The 16,223-nt window shown below is 54.7% G+C and carries 17 protein-coding genes; 2 read left to right on the top strand and 15 right to left on the bottom strand.

Going from position 1 to position 16,223, the window contains the following annotated elements; translation table 11 throughout:
- Positions 1–23: 23 nt before the first annotated feature.
- The gene (locus tag LVD14_RS10995) at positions 24–1,199 is read left to right on the top strand and encodes an NAD(P)/FAD-dependent oxidoreductase (RefSeq protein ID WP_237134123.1); all 1,176 of its coding nucleotides are present in this window, start codon (positions 24–26) and stop codon (positions 1,197–1,199) included.
- Here LVD14_RS10995 and LVD14_RS10990 read toward each other — a convergent pair.
- The 14 genes from LVD14_RS10990 to LVD14_RS10925 all read right to left on the bottom strand — a co-directional run bounded on the left by LVD14_RS10990 (position 1,188) and on the right by LVD14_RS10925 (position 12,263).
- Positions 1,188–1,715 (bottom strand): DUF411 domain-containing protein, encoded by a 528-nt coding sequence (locus LVD14_RS10990; RefSeq protein WP_237134122.1) that lies wholly within the window; start codon positions 1,713–1,715, stop codon positions 1,188–1,190. The two genes, LVD14_RS10995 and LVD14_RS10990, sit on opposite strands and share 12 nt — an antisense overlap.
- Before the next feature lie 104 nt (positions 1,716–1,819).
- The gene (locus LVD14_RS10985; RefSeq protein WP_237134121.1) at positions 1,820–2,188 is read right to left on the bottom strand and encodes a pilus assembly protein PilZ; all 369 of its coding nucleotides are present in this window, start codon (positions 2,186–2,188) and stop codon (positions 1,820–1,822) included.
- A 76-nt stretch (positions 2,189–2,264) separates the two neighbouring features.
- A complete protein-coding gene (gene holB / locus LVD14_RS10980; protein WP_237134120.1) occupies positions 2,265–3,269 on the bottom strand; it encodes a DNA polymerase III subunit delta' in 1,005 nt (334 codons plus the stop codon).
- A complete protein-coding gene (gene tmk, locus LVD14_RS10975) occupies positions 3,266–3,913 on the bottom strand; it encodes a dTMP kinase (protein WP_237134119.1) in 648 nt (215 codons plus the stop codon). The genes holB and tmk overlap by 4 nt, the downstream gene beginning before the upstream one ends.
- A gap of 27 nt (positions 3,914–3,940) precedes the next feature.
- The gene (gene mltG, locus LVD14_RS10970; protein ID WP_237134118.1) at positions 3,941–4,972 is read right to left on the bottom strand and encodes an endolytic transglycosylase MltG; all 1,032 of its coding nucleotides are present in this window, start codon (positions 4,970–4,972) and stop codon (positions 3,941–3,943) included.
- Positions 4,973–4,979: 7 nt separating this feature from the next.
- Positions 4,980–5,837: an aminodeoxychorismate lyase gene (pabC, locus tag LVD14_RS10965; RefSeq protein WP_237134117.1), complete on the bottom strand. Its 858-nt coding sequence runs from the start codon at positions 5,835–5,837 to the stop codon at positions 4,980–4,982.
- Between the two features lie 22 nt (positions 5,838–5,859).
- Positions 5,860–7,107 (bottom strand): beta-ketoacyl-ACP synthase II, encoded by a 1,248-nt coding sequence (gene fabF, locus LVD14_RS10960; RefSeq protein ID WP_237134116.1) that lies wholly within the window; start codon positions 7,105–7,107, stop codon positions 5,860–5,862.
- Between the two features lie 90 nt (positions 7,108–7,197).
- Positions 7,198–7,431 carry an acyl carrier protein gene (acpP, locus tag LVD14_RS10955; protein WP_058021632.1) on the bottom strand — a complete coding sequence of 78 codons (234 nt, stop codon included), beginning with the start codon at positions 7,429–7,431 and terminating at the stop codon, positions 7,198–7,200.
- Between the two features lie 233 nt (positions 7,432–7,664).
- The gene (gene fabG, locus LVD14_RS10950; RefSeq protein WP_237134115.1) at positions 7,665–8,411 is read right to left on the bottom strand and encodes a 3-oxoacyl-ACP reductase FabG; all 747 of its coding nucleotides are present in this window, start codon (positions 8,409–8,411) and stop codon (positions 7,665–7,667) included.
- Positions 8,412–8,441: 30 nt separating this feature from the next.
- Complete coding sequence (gene fabD / locus LVD14_RS10945) at positions 8,442–9,377, bottom strand: ACP S-malonyltransferase (protein ID WP_237134114.1); 936 nt, start codon at positions 9,375–9,377, stop codon at positions 8,442–8,444.
- Positions 9,378–9,393: 16 nt separating this feature from the next.
- Positions 9,394–10,404, bottom strand: a complete 1,011-nt coding sequence (gene plsX / locus LVD14_RS10940; RefSeq protein WP_237134113.1) for a phosphate acyltransferase PlsX — start codon at positions 10,402–10,404, stop codon at positions 9,394–9,396.
- A gap of 2 nt (positions 10,405–10,406) precedes the next feature.
- Positions 10,407–10,586, bottom strand: a complete 180-nt coding sequence (rpmF, locus tag LVD14_RS10935; RefSeq protein ID WP_237134112.1) for a 50S ribosomal protein L32 — start codon at positions 10,584–10,586, stop codon at positions 10,407–10,409.
- 35 nt (positions 10,587–10,621) lie between these two features.
- The gene (locus LVD14_RS10930; RefSeq protein ID WP_237134111.1) at positions 10,622–11,185 is read right to left on the bottom strand and encodes a YceD family protein; all 564 of its coding nucleotides are present in this window, start codon (positions 11,183–11,185) and stop codon (positions 10,622–10,624) included.
- 91 nt (positions 11,186–11,276) lie between these two features.
- Entirely contained in the window at positions 11,277–12,263 is a 987-nt protein-coding gene (locus tag LVD14_RS10925) for an RluA family pseudouridine synthase (protein ID WP_237134110.1), read from the bottom strand.
- Positions 12,264–12,432: 169 nt separating this feature from the next.
- On the opposite strand from LVD14_RS10925, the gene argS reads away from it, so the two are divergent.
- Complete coding sequence (argS, locus tag LVD14_RS10920; RefSeq protein ID WP_237134109.1) at positions 12,433–14,169, top strand: arginine--tRNA ligase; 1,737 nt, start codon at positions 12,433–12,435, stop codon at positions 14,167–14,169.
- A gap of 60 nt (positions 14,170–14,229) precedes the next feature.
- Here the strand turns inward: argS and htpG are convergent, their stop codons facing one another.
- Positions 14,230–16,140 carry a molecular chaperone HtpG gene (gene htpG / locus LVD14_RS10915; RefSeq protein WP_237134108.1) on the bottom strand — a complete coding sequence of 637 codons (1,911 nt, stop codon included), beginning with the start codon at positions 16,138–16,140 and terminating at the stop codon, positions 14,230–14,232.
- Between the last annotated feature and the right edge of the window lie 83 nt (positions 16,141–16,223).

Here is a 16,223-nt window from a genome sequence, read left to right as displayed (position 1 = left end):
AACGTATCATCTGGCAGGAATTTTTGAACTTCGAAGTTGATATCTGCATTGTCGGCGCTGGCGTCTGCGGGCTGGCAATTGCGCGGCAGCTGAGTCAGTTATTGCCCGGTACCAGTATTGCCCTGATTGAACAGGCTGACAGCGTTGGTCAGGGCACCAGTAGTCGCAACAGTGAAGTAATACACGCAGGGCTTTATTATGCGCCCGACAGCCTGAAAGCGCGCTTTTGTATCGCCGGTCGGGACCTGCTGTACGAATACTGCAGACAGTACCAGGTGCCGGTCCGTCAGATTGGCAAACTGATTGTGGCGCAGTCAGGAGAGGAAGAAGCTCTAAACAGAATCGCAGAGAATGCTCGTGCCAGCGGGGTTGTGAATCTGCAGAGCCTGAATGCTTCCCAGATAGCAAGTCGCGAGCCCCTCGTAAGGGCTGACGCAGGCTTATGGTCACCCAGTACAGGCATCATCGATAGCCATGAATTCATGGGGTCGCTACTGGGGCAGGCACAGGCAAATGGGCTCATGTTGGCGCTGGCTACCCGTCTCGGCGATGTCAGGCCCCGCGACAGTGGCAAAGGGCTGGAGCTTGAATTGATAAGTAACTGGCATCGCGTCAGTGCGGAAACGTCACAGGTTTCCTGCCGCTTGATGGTCAATTGCGCCGGACTGGGTGCCCTTGCTATCGCAGAGCGCCTGCACCAGTCAGGTTTCGCATCGAATCAGGCACTACCATCTATCAAATGGGTAAAAGGCAATTATTTTACCTATCAGGGGCGCTCGCCGTTCAGTCATCTGATCTATCCGGTGCCTGACCCAACGGGCAATGGACTGGGGATCCACGCCACACTGGATATGGCTGGAAGCTGTCGATTTGGGCCCGATGTGGAGCAACTGGCGCCCTACATTAATAGTGAAGAGAGGCTGGATTTGAGCGTGAATGCATCGCGGCGCGAATTGTTCGCGGAACAGATCCGACGTTATTTCCCCGCGCTGGATGAATCACGTCTGGTGCCAGACTATGCCGGTATTCGCACTCGCATCACAGGTAGTGGTTTTCAGGATTTCCAGCTTGTTGAACAGAAAACTGAGGACTGCGCGGCGATCCATTTGCTGGGGATTGAATCGCCGGGGCTGACGGCCAGCCTCGCGCTCGCGAAACACCTCGCGGAGCGCGTTTCGCAACTTGAGTTATTCAACTGACGCCGTCTGATACTGGGACTCGAAGTCTCCAACATGAGTATAGACCTCAGCGGTGCCATCGGCATTGAGCAGATAGACGTCGTAAGGCTGAAAACGGTCGCCTACTTCCATTCCCGGGCTACCGATTGGCATGCCAGGTACTGCCAGGCCAATTGCGTTTTCCGGTTTGTCTGCCAGGAACTGATGGATCAGGTAGGCGGGGACATGACCTTCAAAAACAGACCCGTCTTCTGCCACGGCGGTGTGGCATGAGTGATAGCGCAGGCCGATGCCGCGGCGCAGTTTCTCAAGCGTCAACTCGTCATTATCGAGATGTTGGACGGTGAATGCGAAACCCCGGGCTGAGGCGTGGTCTACCCACATGCCACAACACCCACAGGTCGGGCTTTTGTATACCTCAAGTGCAATGGGCTGCTCGGCTGCGCTGGCAACGCCAGGATTATTGTCTGGTGAACAGCTGACAAGCCACATCAGCATACACAGACCCGCAAATTTTATCATTGACTTCAATGGCATGGCGTATTCTCCTGAGAGCAGAGGTCAGGTTCAGGTCTTTGGCCTGGGCCGCCGGAACCGAATACCACTTCGTGAATTCGAGAAAGGTAAGTCCTGAAGACAGTTTACCACGATCCCAGGAAAGCGCTGCCCTGGGCTGCGCTGAATGGCGAAATTATCTCCCGAACTCGAGCGGCCGCCCCGGCGGTCTCGGCGTTGAAGCCCAGCCCTATTCCGGCTGGCTGTTTGCCCGGCACACCCAGCGGTGTGCTGCAGACAACGTCAAGACGCAGCATTTCGGCCTGGGATTCGCCCGGCAGTCGCAACAGCAGCATCACCGCGTCGCTGCTGAGTTCGTCATAGTCTCCTGGTATAAACAGGCCACCCTGTTTGAGAAACGGCAAGTAGCAGGCGGCGAGTATGGCCGGATCGTCAAAGTAGATCTTCAAAAGGCGCGGTGGCTTATAAGCCGGCGTGGCGAGTAGTGTTTGCAAGAGTCCATTCTCCATGCGTCATTATTGTCTTCCATGCTGGCTGTATGCCTTGATCGGTCACCTGAAACGGTTGCAGTCAGCGACCGGGTGACAGTTCCTGCCATTGACTCAACAGATACTCCAGACTCATCAACAAATTAGGATTGCTGGTGGATTCCTGCTGAGCTGAAACTCTGTAAATTTCACGCTGCAGTTTGAGCAGTTGTCTGATACGTGCAGATGTTCGGCTTTGCGGCTCAACAGCAAGCGAGCGCACTTGCTCAGTACACAAATCGGTCATCAGGTTTATAGCATGAGCTACTGGCTGTTTCTCACAGAATCGCGCGACTTCGGTCACGGATTCCTCTCCGTTTCTGAGCGATATCAGTTTATCAGTAAGAATCTCGCGCCAGGCCGGGACACCCTCTTCCAGCATGCGCAAGGCAGCAAATGGCTGCCGCGGAGCCAGTGCCGCCGCTGATGCGAGGGTGTCGCTGTCAGCAGCAGACATCGTGGCAAGCCAGGCTTGTGTGTCCGAGAATGTAGGGGAAGGCAGAGCGACGTTCTGACAACGACTTCGGATGGTCGCAAGCAGGCTATCACCACTATCTGCTATCAATAAAAACAAAGCCTTACCGGGCGGTTCTTCAAGGCTCTTGAGCAGAGAGTTGGCCGCAGCCGTGCCGAGTGCCTCGGCTGGCTGGATTATAATGACCTTGGTGGCACTCGCCTGATTACTGGTTTGCTGCACGTGATCGGCAATCTGGCGAACCTGGTCAATTTTGATGGCGCGACTGCCCTCTTCCGGCTTTACCTGCAGGACATCTGGATGATAACCCTTGGCGAACAGCAGACATTGCCGGCACCGACCGCAGGCTTTACTGTGGGTGATTTTATCAGCCTCACACAATACGTAATGAGCCACACCAAGAACGAATTGGTGACGACCGGTGTCAGGCAGACCTGTGAACAGATAGGCATGAGCCAGACGGTCGCGACGCTGCTGGCTGACTATCTGCTGCCAGGCAGAGTGATGCCACGGATAATAGCTGCCGACAGCAGCTACCGGGTTGCCAGTTTGTTGGTGTGTCAGATCGCTCATGGGTTCTGCGTTACCGGTGGTCTGGCCTTGAGGATGAATTTCGAGAGCTCCTGTTTGAGACATGCCTGAACATCAGACAGCTCCTGCCCGGCATCAATGATCAGGTATCGTGAGGGGTCAGCCGCAGCTCGCCGCAGGTACTCGTCACGGACAGCCGCAAAGAAACTGATGGCCTCCTGTTCAAACCGGTCAGGTTCACCGCGTTTGCGGGCGCGGGCCAGGCCGACTGCCGGTTCAATATCCAGCAACAGAACAAGGTCTGGGCGCAGAGAGCCCTGGACCAGCGTCTCCAGCGTGGCGATCGCCTGCTTGTCGAGATTGCGACCGCCCCCCTGATAGGCATAGGTAGCGTCCGTGAAGCGATCACAGACCACCCACTGGCCTCGCTGCAGGGCCGGTTTGATGCGCTGCTCAAGATGTTGCGCGCGAGCCGCAAAGACCAGCAATAATTCGGTCAGCGCGTGCATGTTTTCTTCACGGGGCGTCAGTAACAGTTCGCGAATCTGCTCGGCCAGCGCCGTTCCACCGGGCTCACGGGTCTGGATGTAGTCGATCCCGGCTGCCTCCAGGCACTCCACCAGCCAGGCGAGGTTGGTTGTTTTGCCGACGCCTTCAATGCCTTCTACGGTGATGAATTTACCCATCCCCTTCCCTGACCCATCCATCATTGTCTAGTCACTCGTGCGGTTGAGAATGTATTGACGCACAGCAGCGTTGTGTTCTTCCAGTGTGTCGGAAAACTGATGACTGCCATCGCCTCTGGAAACGAAATACAGTGCCGTTCCCTCTGCCGGGTGCAGACTTGCCTCTATCGACGCCCGACCGCTGAGGGCAATCGGTGTAGGCGGAAGCCCGTTAATCCGGTATGTGTTCCAGGGCGTGGTCGTCTCAAGATCGCGGCGCCTGATATTTCCCTGATACTCGGCACCCATCCCGTAAATTACCGTTGGGTCCGATTGCAGGCGCATGCCTCGCTGCAGGCGGCGCACAAAGACGCCTGCGATTGCATTCTTTTCGGCATTGTACCCTGACTCGCGCTCGATGATTGAGGCCATGATCAGCGCTTCCCACGGGGTCTCGTATGGTAGCGCCGCATCCCGCGCTGGCCAGAGCTCATTCATTGTCTGCTGCAGTCGCTGATTAGCGCGTCGCAGAATATCAATATCGGTTGTGCCACGTGTGTGGAAATAGGTATCAGGAAATAGGCTGCCTTCCAGAGCGGGATAGGGAGATTGCAGTTGTGCCAGAATCTCCTCGTGCGTCAGGCCCTGAAGCGTGCTGGAAATCGTGTCAATGGCCCATAACTGACTCAGGGCCTGATCGATGGTCCAACCCTCAACCAGCGTGACCGGATATTGCACATTCCGCCCGGAGACCAGCAAGGCAAGAATCTCTGGCGGTGTCATCGAGGGCTCTATTGCAAACTCACCACTGCGGATGGAACGATCCTGGCCCTGCGCACGAGTCCAGGCCGCGAATATACGAGGCCACTTGAGGCCCGCCTCGCGTTGTAACAATGAGGCCACCTGATTGACCCCAAATCCCGCCGGGATGTCGATCACAATGCTTTCAGCGGAGGAACCGCCCTCTCCTATCGGTGATTCAAGATAGCGGTTTAGGCTCAACCAGCCAAGCAGTGCCGCACTGATGCACAGTGCCACCATGACGCAGAAGTACTTGATAAGCCGGGAAAGAGAAAGCATGGCGGCATTATGCCAGAACTTGCTGAATTTCTCTGGCAAAACGGTGTTGAGGAAACAGGATCTCCTGTCCGCCAACTGAGACACAGTTCACCGGCCATATGCCGATGATGGAGTTACAGACAAACATTTCCTGAAAACCCTGTATTTGCGTAACAGGCAGCTGCCCCACGACCAATGACCAGCCACGCTGCTCTGCCAGCGTCAGCACCAACTGGCGCATGATTCCTGCGATGCCCGCCTCAGCAATTGAGGGCGTAAACAGGCTGTCCTCATTGGCCAGAAAGACATTGCTTCGGGTACCTTCCAGCAACCTGCCGGCGGTATCCACCATCAATGCTTCCTGCGTGTCCTCATGCCTTTGTGATGCCTGCTGCAGCTCAATACTGGCAAGAACCTGCTCCAGACGATTGAGGTGCTTTACACCGGGCAGAACGGCGGGACTGGCAACCGTCTGCCTGGCCGTGATGCAGGTGATTCCGTGTTGCTGGTAATGGGACAGCCTGGCGGGCAATGGATGCGATTGCAGAATGATTCGGGGCTTCGCGTCGACTGGCGGCTGGTATCCACGGCCACCACTGCCGCGAGTAATGATCAATTTGATTACGGCGTTATCCAGGGCCTGATGCTGCAGCTCAGACAGGAAACGCTGCAGCTGGCTCTCGATAGTTTCAGGCGATACCGTAATGGAGAGTTGCCTGCAGCCAGCAAGCAGTCGTTGCAGGTGCTGCTCGAGGTGAGAATACTGTCCTGCCTGCAGGCGCATGGTTTCGAACAGACCATCGCCGTACATCAGACCACGGTCTGATGTCGGCAACTGGTCAGTCATCATGCCGTCTACCTGAGTAAGCTGTTTCGGCATCTGCATGACATCCGCCTCGGTGACGGACTCAGGGTGCTTTGGTGAAAATCAGTGAACCATTAGTGCCACCAAATCCAAAGGAGTTGGTCAGTACGGCCCTTAACGCGGCATCACGTGCTGTATTTGGCACGTAGTCCAGATCGCAGCCGTCATCCGGTTCATCAAGATTGATTGTCGGTGTAACGACCTGATCGTGCAGCGACAGCACACTGATGATGGCTTCGACCGCACCGGCCGCACCCAGCAGGTGACCAATCATGGATTTGCTGGAGCTGACTGCCAGTTTGCTGGCATGCTCACCGAACACCGTCTTGATGGCCTGGGTTTCTGCAATGTCGCCAGCCAGCGTGGACGTGCCGTGTGCATTGATGTAATCAATGTCGCTGGCGTCAAGTCCGGCACTGTTCAATGCATTTTGCATGCAGGTCGCCGCGCCGCGTCCGTTCTCTGAAGGTGAGGTCATGTGGAAGGCGTCGGCGCTCATGCCAAACCCGGTCAGCTCTGCGTATATTTTTGCACCGCGTTTCACTGCATGTTCGTATTCTTCAAGAACCATAATGCCGGCGCCATCGCTGAGCACAAAGCCGTCGCGTGATCTGTCCCAGGGGCGGCTTGCGGACTGCGGGTCGTCATTGCGGGTCGAAAGCGCGCGAGCGGCACAGAAACCGCCCAGACCCACTGGTGATGTTGCCATCTCTGCACCGCCAGCCAACATGAGATCAGCCTGACCAAGAGCAATCATCTGGGCGGCGAGGCCAATATTGTGTGTGCCGGTTGTACAGGCGGTGGTTATTGCAATATTGGGTCCCTGCAGGTTGTAACGTATGGACAGCGAGCCGCCGATCATGTTGATGATCGAGCCCGGTACAAAAAATGGGGAAACCTTGCGGGGACCAGAGTTGCGAATCAGTTCAGCGGTATCTTCGATAGCACTGATGCCGCCAATGCCCGAGCCAATCGCCGCACCAAATCTGGCAGGATCGAATGCTGCTTCGTCGCCTTCCAGACCGGCATCCCGCATCGCCTGGACGCCGGCGCTGACGCCGTAGACCAGAAAGACATCCATGCGTTTGGCGTCTTTGGGAGCAATATAGGGTTCGCTGTCAAATGCTTTGATCGAACCACCGAAACGTGTGCTGAATGCAGACACGTCAAAATGCTCGATCAGGTTGATGCCGCTGTTCCCTGCTTTAAGTCCATCCCAGGTGCTTGTCACATCGTTGCCAAGTGGCGTGACCATCCCCAGGCCGGTAACTACTACTCGTCTGCCGTTCAAAGCGTAGTTCTCCACGTAATAAACAAAAGCTACTCCAAGCCTGTCCCCGGAGTAGCTTCTATTAGAGTCAATCCGATATGCGGAATGCTATTACAGGTGCTGGTTGATGTAGTCGATTGCCAGCTGGACAGTTGTGATCTTCTCGGCTTCTTCGTCCGGAATTTCAGTCTCAAACTCTTCTTCGAGAGCCATAACCAATTCCACGGTGTCCAAAGAATCGGCGCCCAGATCTTCAACAAAAGAAGAGGAGGCTTTGACATCTTCTTCTTTCACGCCAAGCTGCTCGCAGACAATTTTTTTCACGCGTTCTTCAATGCTGCTCATAACTCTTATTAGCTCCTAGTACCTTAAGGTTTGTCATGCATTCCGATTAAATTGGTTATTATTTGACCAACTGACATAATCCGAATCGCAAGTTTACATCTATTTTAATGCGCTTGTAATCTCAAACTCGAAAATAATTGAATGCTTCGAATTATTTTTCATAAATTTCAGCATCTTATTATTTCTTTTTCACTAATTGCTTATCCTATAATCGAACCCTCGTCAGTGTTGGTTCAGGCCATGTACATACCACCATTGACCTGAATGGTTTCACCTGTGATGTAGGCGCCGGCATCGGAAGCCAGGAAACTGGCAACCGAAGCGATTTCCTCTGGTTTGCCGAAACGGGCCAACGGAATCTGGGCCAGCAGCGTTTCAATCTGTTTTTCGTTAAGCGCCCGGGTCATATCGGTATCGATAAATCCGGGGGCGATGGCATTCACGGTAATGCCGCGTGAACCAATTTCACGGGCCAGAGAGCGCGTGAATCCCTCTGCTGCTGCCTTGCTGGCAGCATAATTGCTCTGTCCGGGATTGCCGCTTGAAGCGACCACCGAGCTGATATTGATGATTCTTCCCCAACGGGCCTTGGTCATTGCCTTAAGTGCGGACCGACACACGCGATAGAGTGAGTTGAGGTTGGTGTTGATGACACTGTCCCACTCATCCTCTTTCATGCGCATCAACAGATTGTCACGCGTGATCCCCGCGTTGTTGACAAGAATCAGAGGCGGCTCACCCAGCTCATTACTGATGGCCTGCATGACATTGTCTACTGCTTCCATTGACGATACGTCGAGGCAAAATCCTTTGCCTTTGATGCCATTTTCGGCAAAAAATTCCGTAATTGCCTGAGCGCCGTTCTCGGTGGTTGCAGTACCAGCCACGATGACTCCCTGGGCGCCCAGCTCTGCCGCAATGGCACGACCAATTCCGCGGCTCGCGCCAGTGACCAGTGCAACTTTTCCTGAAATGCTCATCAGCATTGACTCCTTGTTCGCAACGTTGTGCTATTTGACGTTCTTCAGCGCTGATGCCAGCGCTTCTGATGAATCAGCCGCAAAACACTCGAGTTCCGGGTGAATGCGTTTCACCAGACCACTGAGCACCTTGCCGGGGCCGCATTCTACAACCTTGGCGATGCCAAAGTCGCGCATACAGTAAATTGTGTCCACCCACTGCACGGGCATATAAAGCTGTTTAAGCAGATTATCCTTGATCTCGCCGGGCTCACGCGTCGCGCGTCCATTGATATTCTGTACCACGGGGATTTCCGGGCGGCGGAAGTCTACCTTCGCCAGGTCGTCGGCCAGCCGGTCAGCAGCCGGCTTCATCAGGGCGCAGTGAGACGGAACACTGACATTAAGGGGCAGAGCCCGCTTGGCGCCGGCGGCTTTACATGCCTCCATCGCGCGCTCGACAGCGGCCTTGCTGCCTGCAATCACGGTCTGGCCGGGAGAGTTGAAATTTGCCGCTGAAACAGTGTCACCATCGGCGACGCCGGCACAGATATCATCAATGCGATTGTCGTCCATGCCAATGATCGCGGCCATGCCGCCGGTACCCGCCGGAACGGCGTCCTGCATATACTGGCCGCGTTTATGGACCAGTGATACGGCGTCGGTAAAGCTCAATACACCGGCGCAGACCAGAGCAGAGTATTCACCGAGGCTGTGACCTGCCAGCATTTCCGGCAAAGGGCCCTTTTCCTGCATCCAGGCACGCCATAACGCCACCGAGGCCGTCAACAGCGCCGGTTGAGTGATGTAGGTTTGATCCAGCAGACCGTCAGGGTTGTCGACGACTATCTGCCACAGGTCCTGACCAATCACAGCCGAGGCTTCGGCGAATGTGGTGCTGATGACTGGGTGCTGTTCAATCATGTCCGCAAGCATCCCGCTGCGCTGGGAGCCCTGGCCAGGAAATACGAATCCAATCTTAGGCATATCTGTTTCTCGCTGTTTACACCATTTTACCGGCAATCAGTGCCGGAACGTTATCGTTGATCTGTCTCAGGGCATGCTCTATTGCTTTGAGAAAGCCCTTCTCGTTGGCATTGCCATGGCTTTTTACGATGATACCCTGCAGTCCCACCAGCGTGGCGCCGTTATAACGGGCAGGATCTATTTCTCGGCGCAGATCCCGCAGCAGTGGTTTGAGTATCCAGCTGAACGTCTTGTAGTACCAGCGTCTGGCGATACTGCGTCGCATCAGGGCCTGAAGTGCCTTGACTGCTCCCGCGCTGGTCTTGATGGTTATATTGCCGGTGAAACCGTCACAGACGATGACATCGGCATGCCCTGAAAACAGCTGATTGCCTTCGATGTATCCCAGGTATTCAAAATCCGGGTTATCGGCCAGCAGTTGCGCGGCATCCTGGATGACGGGCGTGCCCTTGATGGACTCCTCGCCAATATTCAGCAGAGCGACTCGAGCAGATTTGCGCCCGGATAATGAGCTGGCCAGAACGGCACCCATGCAGGCAAATTGATAGAGTTCTCGCGCAGAATTGCGCACATTCGCGCCAACATCCAGAAGATAGCTGTATCCACCGGCACGCGTCACTGGGATCATGGCCATAATGGCGGGTTTGTCGATACCGGGGATGGTCTTTAACAGGTGGCGACCCGCCATCAGCAGGGCTCCGGTGTTTCCGGCGCTGACACAGGCATCAGCAAGGCCCTGTTTCACCTGGTCGATGGCGATGAACATGGAGCTGTTGCGGCTGGAACGAAGAATTCGGTCGGGTCTGTCATGGTTACTGATCACATCATCAGTATGCAGGACACTGGTACGGGCACGCAGAGCGGGAGACAGTGAGTCCAATGAGGGATTTATCTCCTGCTCAGGGCCCACCAGTATCAGATGCAGGTCATGATGTCGGCGCAGCGCTTTGAGCGAGGCCGACACCGTGACATGGGGGCCATGATCGCCCCCCATTACATCCACTGCAATACGTCTGACTTTCGTCAAACTTACTCGTCGCCCAGATTCAGTACTTTTTTGCCTTTGTAAAAGCCATCTGCAGTCACGTGGTGACGGCGATGTACTTCACCTGTGGTTTTGTCCACAGACAGAGTTGCGCCAGTCAGAGCATCGTGGCTACGACGCTGGTCGCGACGAGCGCGGGATTTTTTGTTCTGTTGAACGGCCATTTCAGGTACTCCTGTTTATAAAAACGATAACTAAATCAGTGTGTGTCGCTGTTTTTTTCGCTGTTGTTCTTAAGTGCTGCCAGCACCGCAAATGGGTTGCTGACTGATGACGCGGACTGTTTCTCCGAAGCCTTTGCTGGCGGCGTCACCGAAGCCGTGTGTGGTTCGCAATGTTTATGCGTTGCCACAATCGGCAAACCCAGTATCATCTGTTCTTCTATCAGCTCTGGCGGTCTGATTTCCTCATCGACATCCAGCAAGGGGTCGATGTCCGCCGGTAACTGGCGAGCGCTGTCTTCGCTGCTTACCACCGCAAGGTTAATCGGCTCACTCACCGCGACCCTGACTGTGTCGAGGCAGCGCTGGCACTGCAACGATAATTCACCGTATACGCGACCTTCGATTTTGCGTCTGCGAGCGTCGTCAAACCCAAATTCCAGTCTGGCACTGACTCGCCCTTCGGCACTGCTGAGCATGCTGCAAAGCTGCTTCAGCTCAGCAACCGCAATACTTCCCTCTATCAACAGCCCCTGTCTGAAGACCTTTCGGGAGTCCAGAATTGCAGGTACTGGGGAGGCAAAATCGAGGGTGTCAGCCATAGGCGCGCAATAATAGGGGCAACGGCGTTCGCTGTCAAAAAAATATGCGCTTTTTTGCATATTTTACGGGTTGTTACTGCCAGTTTCGGCTTTACGCCCGGCTTTCGTCAAGTTGTGTCAGTAATTCCTGCATGGCTGATCGCAGTGGCGCTGAGACTGCCAGTGTCTGGCCTGATACAGGATGGTCCAGAGACAGAGCGCTGGCATGCAGGCATAAAAAGCGCAGTTTGCCGAATGAGTGCGGGCGATGGTAGGTATACTTGTCGTCCCCCAGAATAGGATGACCTGCCTGTTGGCAATGCACGCGGATCTGATGAGTACGCCCGGTCAGCGGCCTGGCCTCGATCAGACTGGCCGTGCCGTAGTCCTTTAACAGACGAAACTCAGTCTGCGCAGATTTTCCGCTATTGTCAGTCTTGACGATCCGTTCTCCCTGCTGGGGCTGAACCCTCAGCAGGGGCGCATCCACTTGCGTCAGGTCTGCTGACCAGCTGCCATGCACGATGGCCTGGTAGATCTTGCTGACCTGCCGCTTTTTGAAGGCCACTTGCAGGGTTTTGAGCGCAATCGCCGATTTCGCCACCAGCAGACAACCAGAGGTCTCTTTATCAAGTCGGTGTGCCAGTTCCCGATAGCCACCCTCGCCTGCCATATGACGCAAGGCCTCAATCACGCCGGCTGCCGTGCCGGTTCCCGCATGCACGGGCATTCCGGCGGGTTTGTTGAGCAGTAGCAGATGATCGTCTTCGTACAGGATCGACTGCTGCAGGGCGCGCTGCAGCTCAGCACCTGGTGGCACTGGCGCGTCCCGCACACTGAGTCGCAATGGCGCAACACGAACGACATCGCCTTCCGTGACTCGACTGTCGGGCTTACAGCGTTTTTTATTGATGCGAATCTCGCCTTTGCGAATAAGTCGGTAAAGGTGCGACTTGGGTAATCCACGTAGCCGCGACATGAGAAAGTTGTCCAGTCGCTGACCGGTAGCGTGTTCACCCACTGAGATATACTGGACCCCAGTTGTGGCTGCCCCCTGGTAATTTCTGTCAGCTTGCGGTGAGTGTTTTTGATCATTCATGGCTGCGGTCTGATCGCTGTGCGGCAAAGCCGGCATTATATCAGTGTTGCAGTTCAGCTGAGGGACAGATTGATCCGGCAGCCCAGCCCTGAATAGTGTAAAATCCGCGCTGCTTGAAATTTAGCCGCTATTTGATTCCACCTCTCGAGTTATATACAGGAAGTCCCGCATGCAGACCCTCAAAGAGACGCTTGATGCTGCCGTAACCAAAGCACTGGTCAAGGTGACCGGCATCACTGATGCCAGAGCGCAGGTCATCTACGCCTCCCGCCCCGAGTTTGGTGATTACCAAGCCAATGGCGTGATGTCAGTCGCGAAACAGCTGCGTCGCAATCCCCGAGAGGTTGCCCAGGAAGTACTGGCTGCTCTGGATGTGGCGGGACTGGTCAGTCGAGCCGAGGTCGCCGGACCGGGATTTATCAATCTGTTTCTGGATGACTCAGCGCTAAATACGCGTGCTACCGCGATTCTGCAATCGAAGGCACCGTTGATACTGCCTGATAACACTACACAGACCATTGTGGTGGATTACTCCAGCCCGAACCTTGCCAAGGAAATGCATGTCGGGCATTTGCGAGGCACCATCATCGGCGACACGATCGTCCGCGTTCTCGAAGCCCTGGGACACTGCGTCATACGACAGAACCATGTGGGCGACTGGGGAACTCAGTTCGGCATGCTGATCGCACACATGACATCACTGATTGAACAGGGTGAATCAGTGTCTGGCAGCCTTGCGGATCTTGAGAGTTTTTACCGGGCTGCCAAGCAGCGTTTCGACGATGAACCCGGATTTGCTGATCTGGCGCGCAGTTATGTTGTGCGGCTGCAGCAGGGTGACGCCGAGTGTCTGGCGGCATGGCAGCGTTTTATCGAAGAGTCCCTGCGTCATTGTCAGGAAGTTTACGATCAGCTTCAGGTCAAACTTAAGCCCAGCGATCTCTGTGCGGAAAGTTTCTATAACAATGACTTGCCGAAGATAGTTAATGAGCTTTCTGCCAGAAAGCTGCTGACCGAGTCAGATGGTGCGCAGTGTGTCTTCCTGGAAGAGTTCACAGGTAAAGACGGCACTCCCCTGCCCGTGATCATTCAAAAGCGGGATGGCGGTTATCTTTATGCCACGACCGATCTGGCCGCCGTTCGCTATCGCTCTGGTCAGCTCGGCGCTGACCGGGTGCTGTATGTCGTTGATGCCAGACAGAGCCTGCATTTTCAGCAGGTATTTGCAGTAGCACGGGCCGCAGGTCTGGTTCGTAGTGATTGCAGCCTGGAACATGTTGCCTACGGCACGATGATGGGTGAAGACGGCAAACCTTTCAAAACGCGCAGTGGTGATACTGTCAAACTCAAGGCGCTGCTGGATGAGGCTGTCCAGCGGGCATTTGCGCTGGTGTCCGACAAGAACCCGGATCTGCCAGAAGCACAGCGCCGGGAAATCTCGGATACGGTGGGTGTCGCGGCGGTAAAGTATGCTGAGTTGTCCAAGAATCGCACCAGCGATTACATATTTGACTGGTCTACCATGCTGTCTTTTGATGGCAATACGGCACCCTACATGCTGTACGCCTACGCGCGAATTCAGAGCGTGGTCCGCCGCCTGGAAGCAGAAGGTGTTAAACCGGGCTCACAGATTCAGGCGATTGCCGCAGAAGAACGAGCCTTGTTGCTGAAGATTCTGCAACTGTCCGAGGCTGTCCGTCAGGTTGGTCAGGATTGTTATGCGAACCAGCTGTGTCAGTATCTGTTTGAGCTGGCCGGCTTGTTCATGAAGTTTTACGAGAGCTGCCCGATTCTTAAATCCGAGCCGGAGATACAGGCCAGTCGTCTTGCGCTGGCCAGCCTGACTGCGCAGACATTGCGTGAAGGTATGAATCTGCTTGGTATAGAACCGCTGCAGCAGATGTGAGAAAGTTTCTGACTTCTTTTGTTTGCGGGGCCTCCCTGCCCCGCAAACACAGACCTCAAATCAGTTGCACAACTCAAGCAGCAACTTGTTGAGCTGCTGGCTGAACCGGGCTGGATCTTCCAGTTCATTGCCATCAGCCAGACTCGCCTGATCGAACAATATTGAAATCAGATCGCCGAAGCGCTCTTCGTTTTGCTCATGTTCCAGCTTGTCGACCAATGGGTGTGTCGGATTCAGCTCGAAGATCGGCTTGGTGTCAGGCACTGCCTGTCCGGATGCCTGCATGATGCGTCGCATCTGCGCGCCCATATCGTCCTCATCGATCGCCAGGCAAGCCGCTGAGTCAGTTAGACGGTGACTGATTCTGACTTCCTTAACGCGCTCTCCCAGTGCATTCTGGACGCGCTCGAGCAGAGGTTTCAGCTCTTCTTCGAGCTTTTCCTGCGCCTTTTTCTCTTCCTCGTCATCCAGCTTGCCCAGATCAAGTTCGCCGCGGGCAACATCCTGCAGCGGTTTGCCATCGAATTCATGCAGATGGCTCATCAGCCATTCATCAATCCGGTCGGACAACAGCAGGACTTCTATGCCTTTCTTGCGGAAAATTTCCAGGTGCGGGCTGCCTTTGGCGGCTTTGGCGGAATCAGCAATCAGGTAGTAGATCTTCTCCTGATCAGACTTCATGCGTGAAATATAATCTTCCAGGCTCTGATCCTGCCCAGTGCTCTGCTCGTGGGTGCTGGCAAACATCAACAGCTTGGCGATAGCCTCGCGGTTGCTGTAATCCTCACCTGGACCTTCCTTGAGCACCTGACCAAACTCTTTCCAGAAAGTGGCGTATTTCTCAGGCTCGTCTTTTTTGAGCTTTGCCAACATATCCAGCGCACGTTTGGTCAGTGCACTGCGCATTGAATCTACAGCTGGGTCTTTCTGCAGAATCTCGCGTGATACGTTCAGGGAGATATCGTTGGAATCCACGACACCTTTGATGAAGCGCAGGTACAGAGGTAGAAACTGCTCAGCCTGATCCATGATAAAGACGCGTTGCACGTAGAGTTTCAGACCACGGGCGCCATCACGATTCCACAAATCGAACGGGGCTCGAGCAGGAAGATACAGCAGGCTGGTGTATTCCAGCTTGCCTTCTACCTTGTTGTGGCTCCAGCTAAGTGGTTTCTCGTAGTCGTGAGAGACATGCTTATAGAACTCGACGTATTCGTCGTCGCTTACCTGCGTCCTTGGGCGTGTCCACAGAGCCTTGGCGTCGTTGACTGCCTCGTATTCAGGTGCTTCAGCAGACTTACCTTCATCTTTATCGTCGAAGTTCTGCTTTGGCAGCAATACCGGTATGGCAATGTGATCCGCGTATTTCTTGACGACCTGACGGATTCGATAGGCGTCCGCAAAGTCTTTGGAGTCATCACGCAGCTTCAGAATAACTGTGGTGCCGCGACCCGCCTTCTCGGTTGCCTCTATGGAGTAGTCAGACTCCCCTGCTGAGACCCAGCGCACCGCGTCGCTGGCGGCTGTGCCGGCCTTGCGGGTTATGACCTCAACTTCGTTGGCAACAATGAATGCTGAATAGAAACCGACACCAAACTGGCCTATCAACTGGGAATCTTTTTTCTGGTCACCACTGAGAGACTGTAGAAACTGGGCGGTGCCAGACCGGGCAATTGTACCCAGGTTGCTGATCACGTCTTCGCGATCCATGCCTATGCCGTTGTCGCTGATGGTGATGGTACCGGCATCCTTGTCAAAGTCGATCAAAACCCTGAGGTCGGTATCACCCTCGTAAATATCGGGGTTGGACAAAGCCTGGAAGCGGAGCTTGTCTGCAGCATCCGATGCATTTGAAATCAACTCGCGCAGGAATACTTCCTTATTGCTGTACAGCGAGTGGATCATCAGCTTCAGTAGCTGCTTGGCTTCGGTTTCAAATCCACGCGTTTCCTTTTTCATATCTGTTGTCATGCAACAAACCTCTGCTGTCTTGAATTCTATTAATCAGTGTCTGGTCTCTGGTCGCCTCGCGCCTGGCCATCTTGGCAAATGCC

This window comes from Pseudohongiella sp. O18, assembly GCF_021729085.1.
Lineage (GTDB): Bacteria > Pseudomonadota > Gammaproteobacteria > Pseudomonadales > Pseudohongiellaceae > Pseudohongiella.
This window is presented reverse-complemented; position numbering and strand designations above follow the sequence as displayed.

What these genes read in the sequence shown, in the direction of transcription:
- LVD14_RS10925 (WP_237134110.1), bottom strand. Translation starts at nt 12,263, where the DNA reads ATGAATGATCAAAAACACTCACCGCAAGCTGACAGAAATTACCAGGGG.
- acpP (WP_058021632.1), bottom strand. Translation starts at nt 7,431, where the DNA reads ATGAGCAGCATTGAAGAACGCGTGAAAAAAATTGTCTGCGAGCAGCTT.
- LVD14_RS10930 (WP_237134111.1), bottom strand. Translation starts at nt 11,185, where the DNA reads ATGGCTGACACCCTCGATTTTGCCTCCCCAGTACCTGCAATTCTGGAC.
- LVD14_RS10990 (WP_237134122.1), bottom strand. Translation starts at nt 1,715, where the DNA reads ATGCCATTGAAGTCAATGATAAAATTTGCGGGTCTGTGTATGCTGATG.
- holB (WP_237134120.1), bottom strand. Translation starts at nt 3,269, where the DNA reads ATGAGCGATCTGACACACCAACAAACTGGCAACCCGGTAGCTGCTGTC.
- fabD (WP_237134114.1), bottom strand. Translation starts at nt 9,377, where the DNA reads ATGCCTAAGATTGGATTCGTATTTCCTGGCCAGGGCTCCCAGCGCAGC.
- rpmF (WP_237134112.1), bottom strand. Translation starts at nt 10,586, where the DNA reads ATGGCCGTTCAACAGAACAAAAAATCCCGCGCTCGTCGCGACCAGCGT.
- fabG (WP_237134115.1), bottom strand. Translation starts at nt 8,411, where the DNA reads ATGAGCATTTCAGGAAAAGTTGCACTGGTCACTGGCGCGAGCCGCGGA.
- argS (WP_237134109.1), top strand. Translation starts at nt 12,433, where the DNA reads ATGCAGACCCTCAAAGAGACGCTTGATGCTGCCGTAACCAAAGCACTG.
- pabC (WP_237134117.1), bottom strand. Translation starts at nt 5,837, where the DNA reads ATGCAGATGCCGAAACAGCTTACTCAGGTAGACGGCATGATGACTGAC.
- tmk (WP_237134119.1), bottom strand. Translation starts at nt 3,913, where the DNA reads ATGGGTAAATTCATCACCGTAGAAGGCATTGAAGGCGTCGGCAAAACA.
- mltG (WP_237134118.1), bottom strand. Translation starts at nt 4,972, where the DNA reads ATGCTTTCTCTTTCCCGGCTTATCAAGTACTTCTGCGTCATGGTGGCA.
- htpG (WP_237134108.1), bottom strand. Translation starts at nt 16,140, where the DNA reads ATGACAACAGATATGAAAAAGGAAACGCGTGGATTTGAAACCGAAGCC.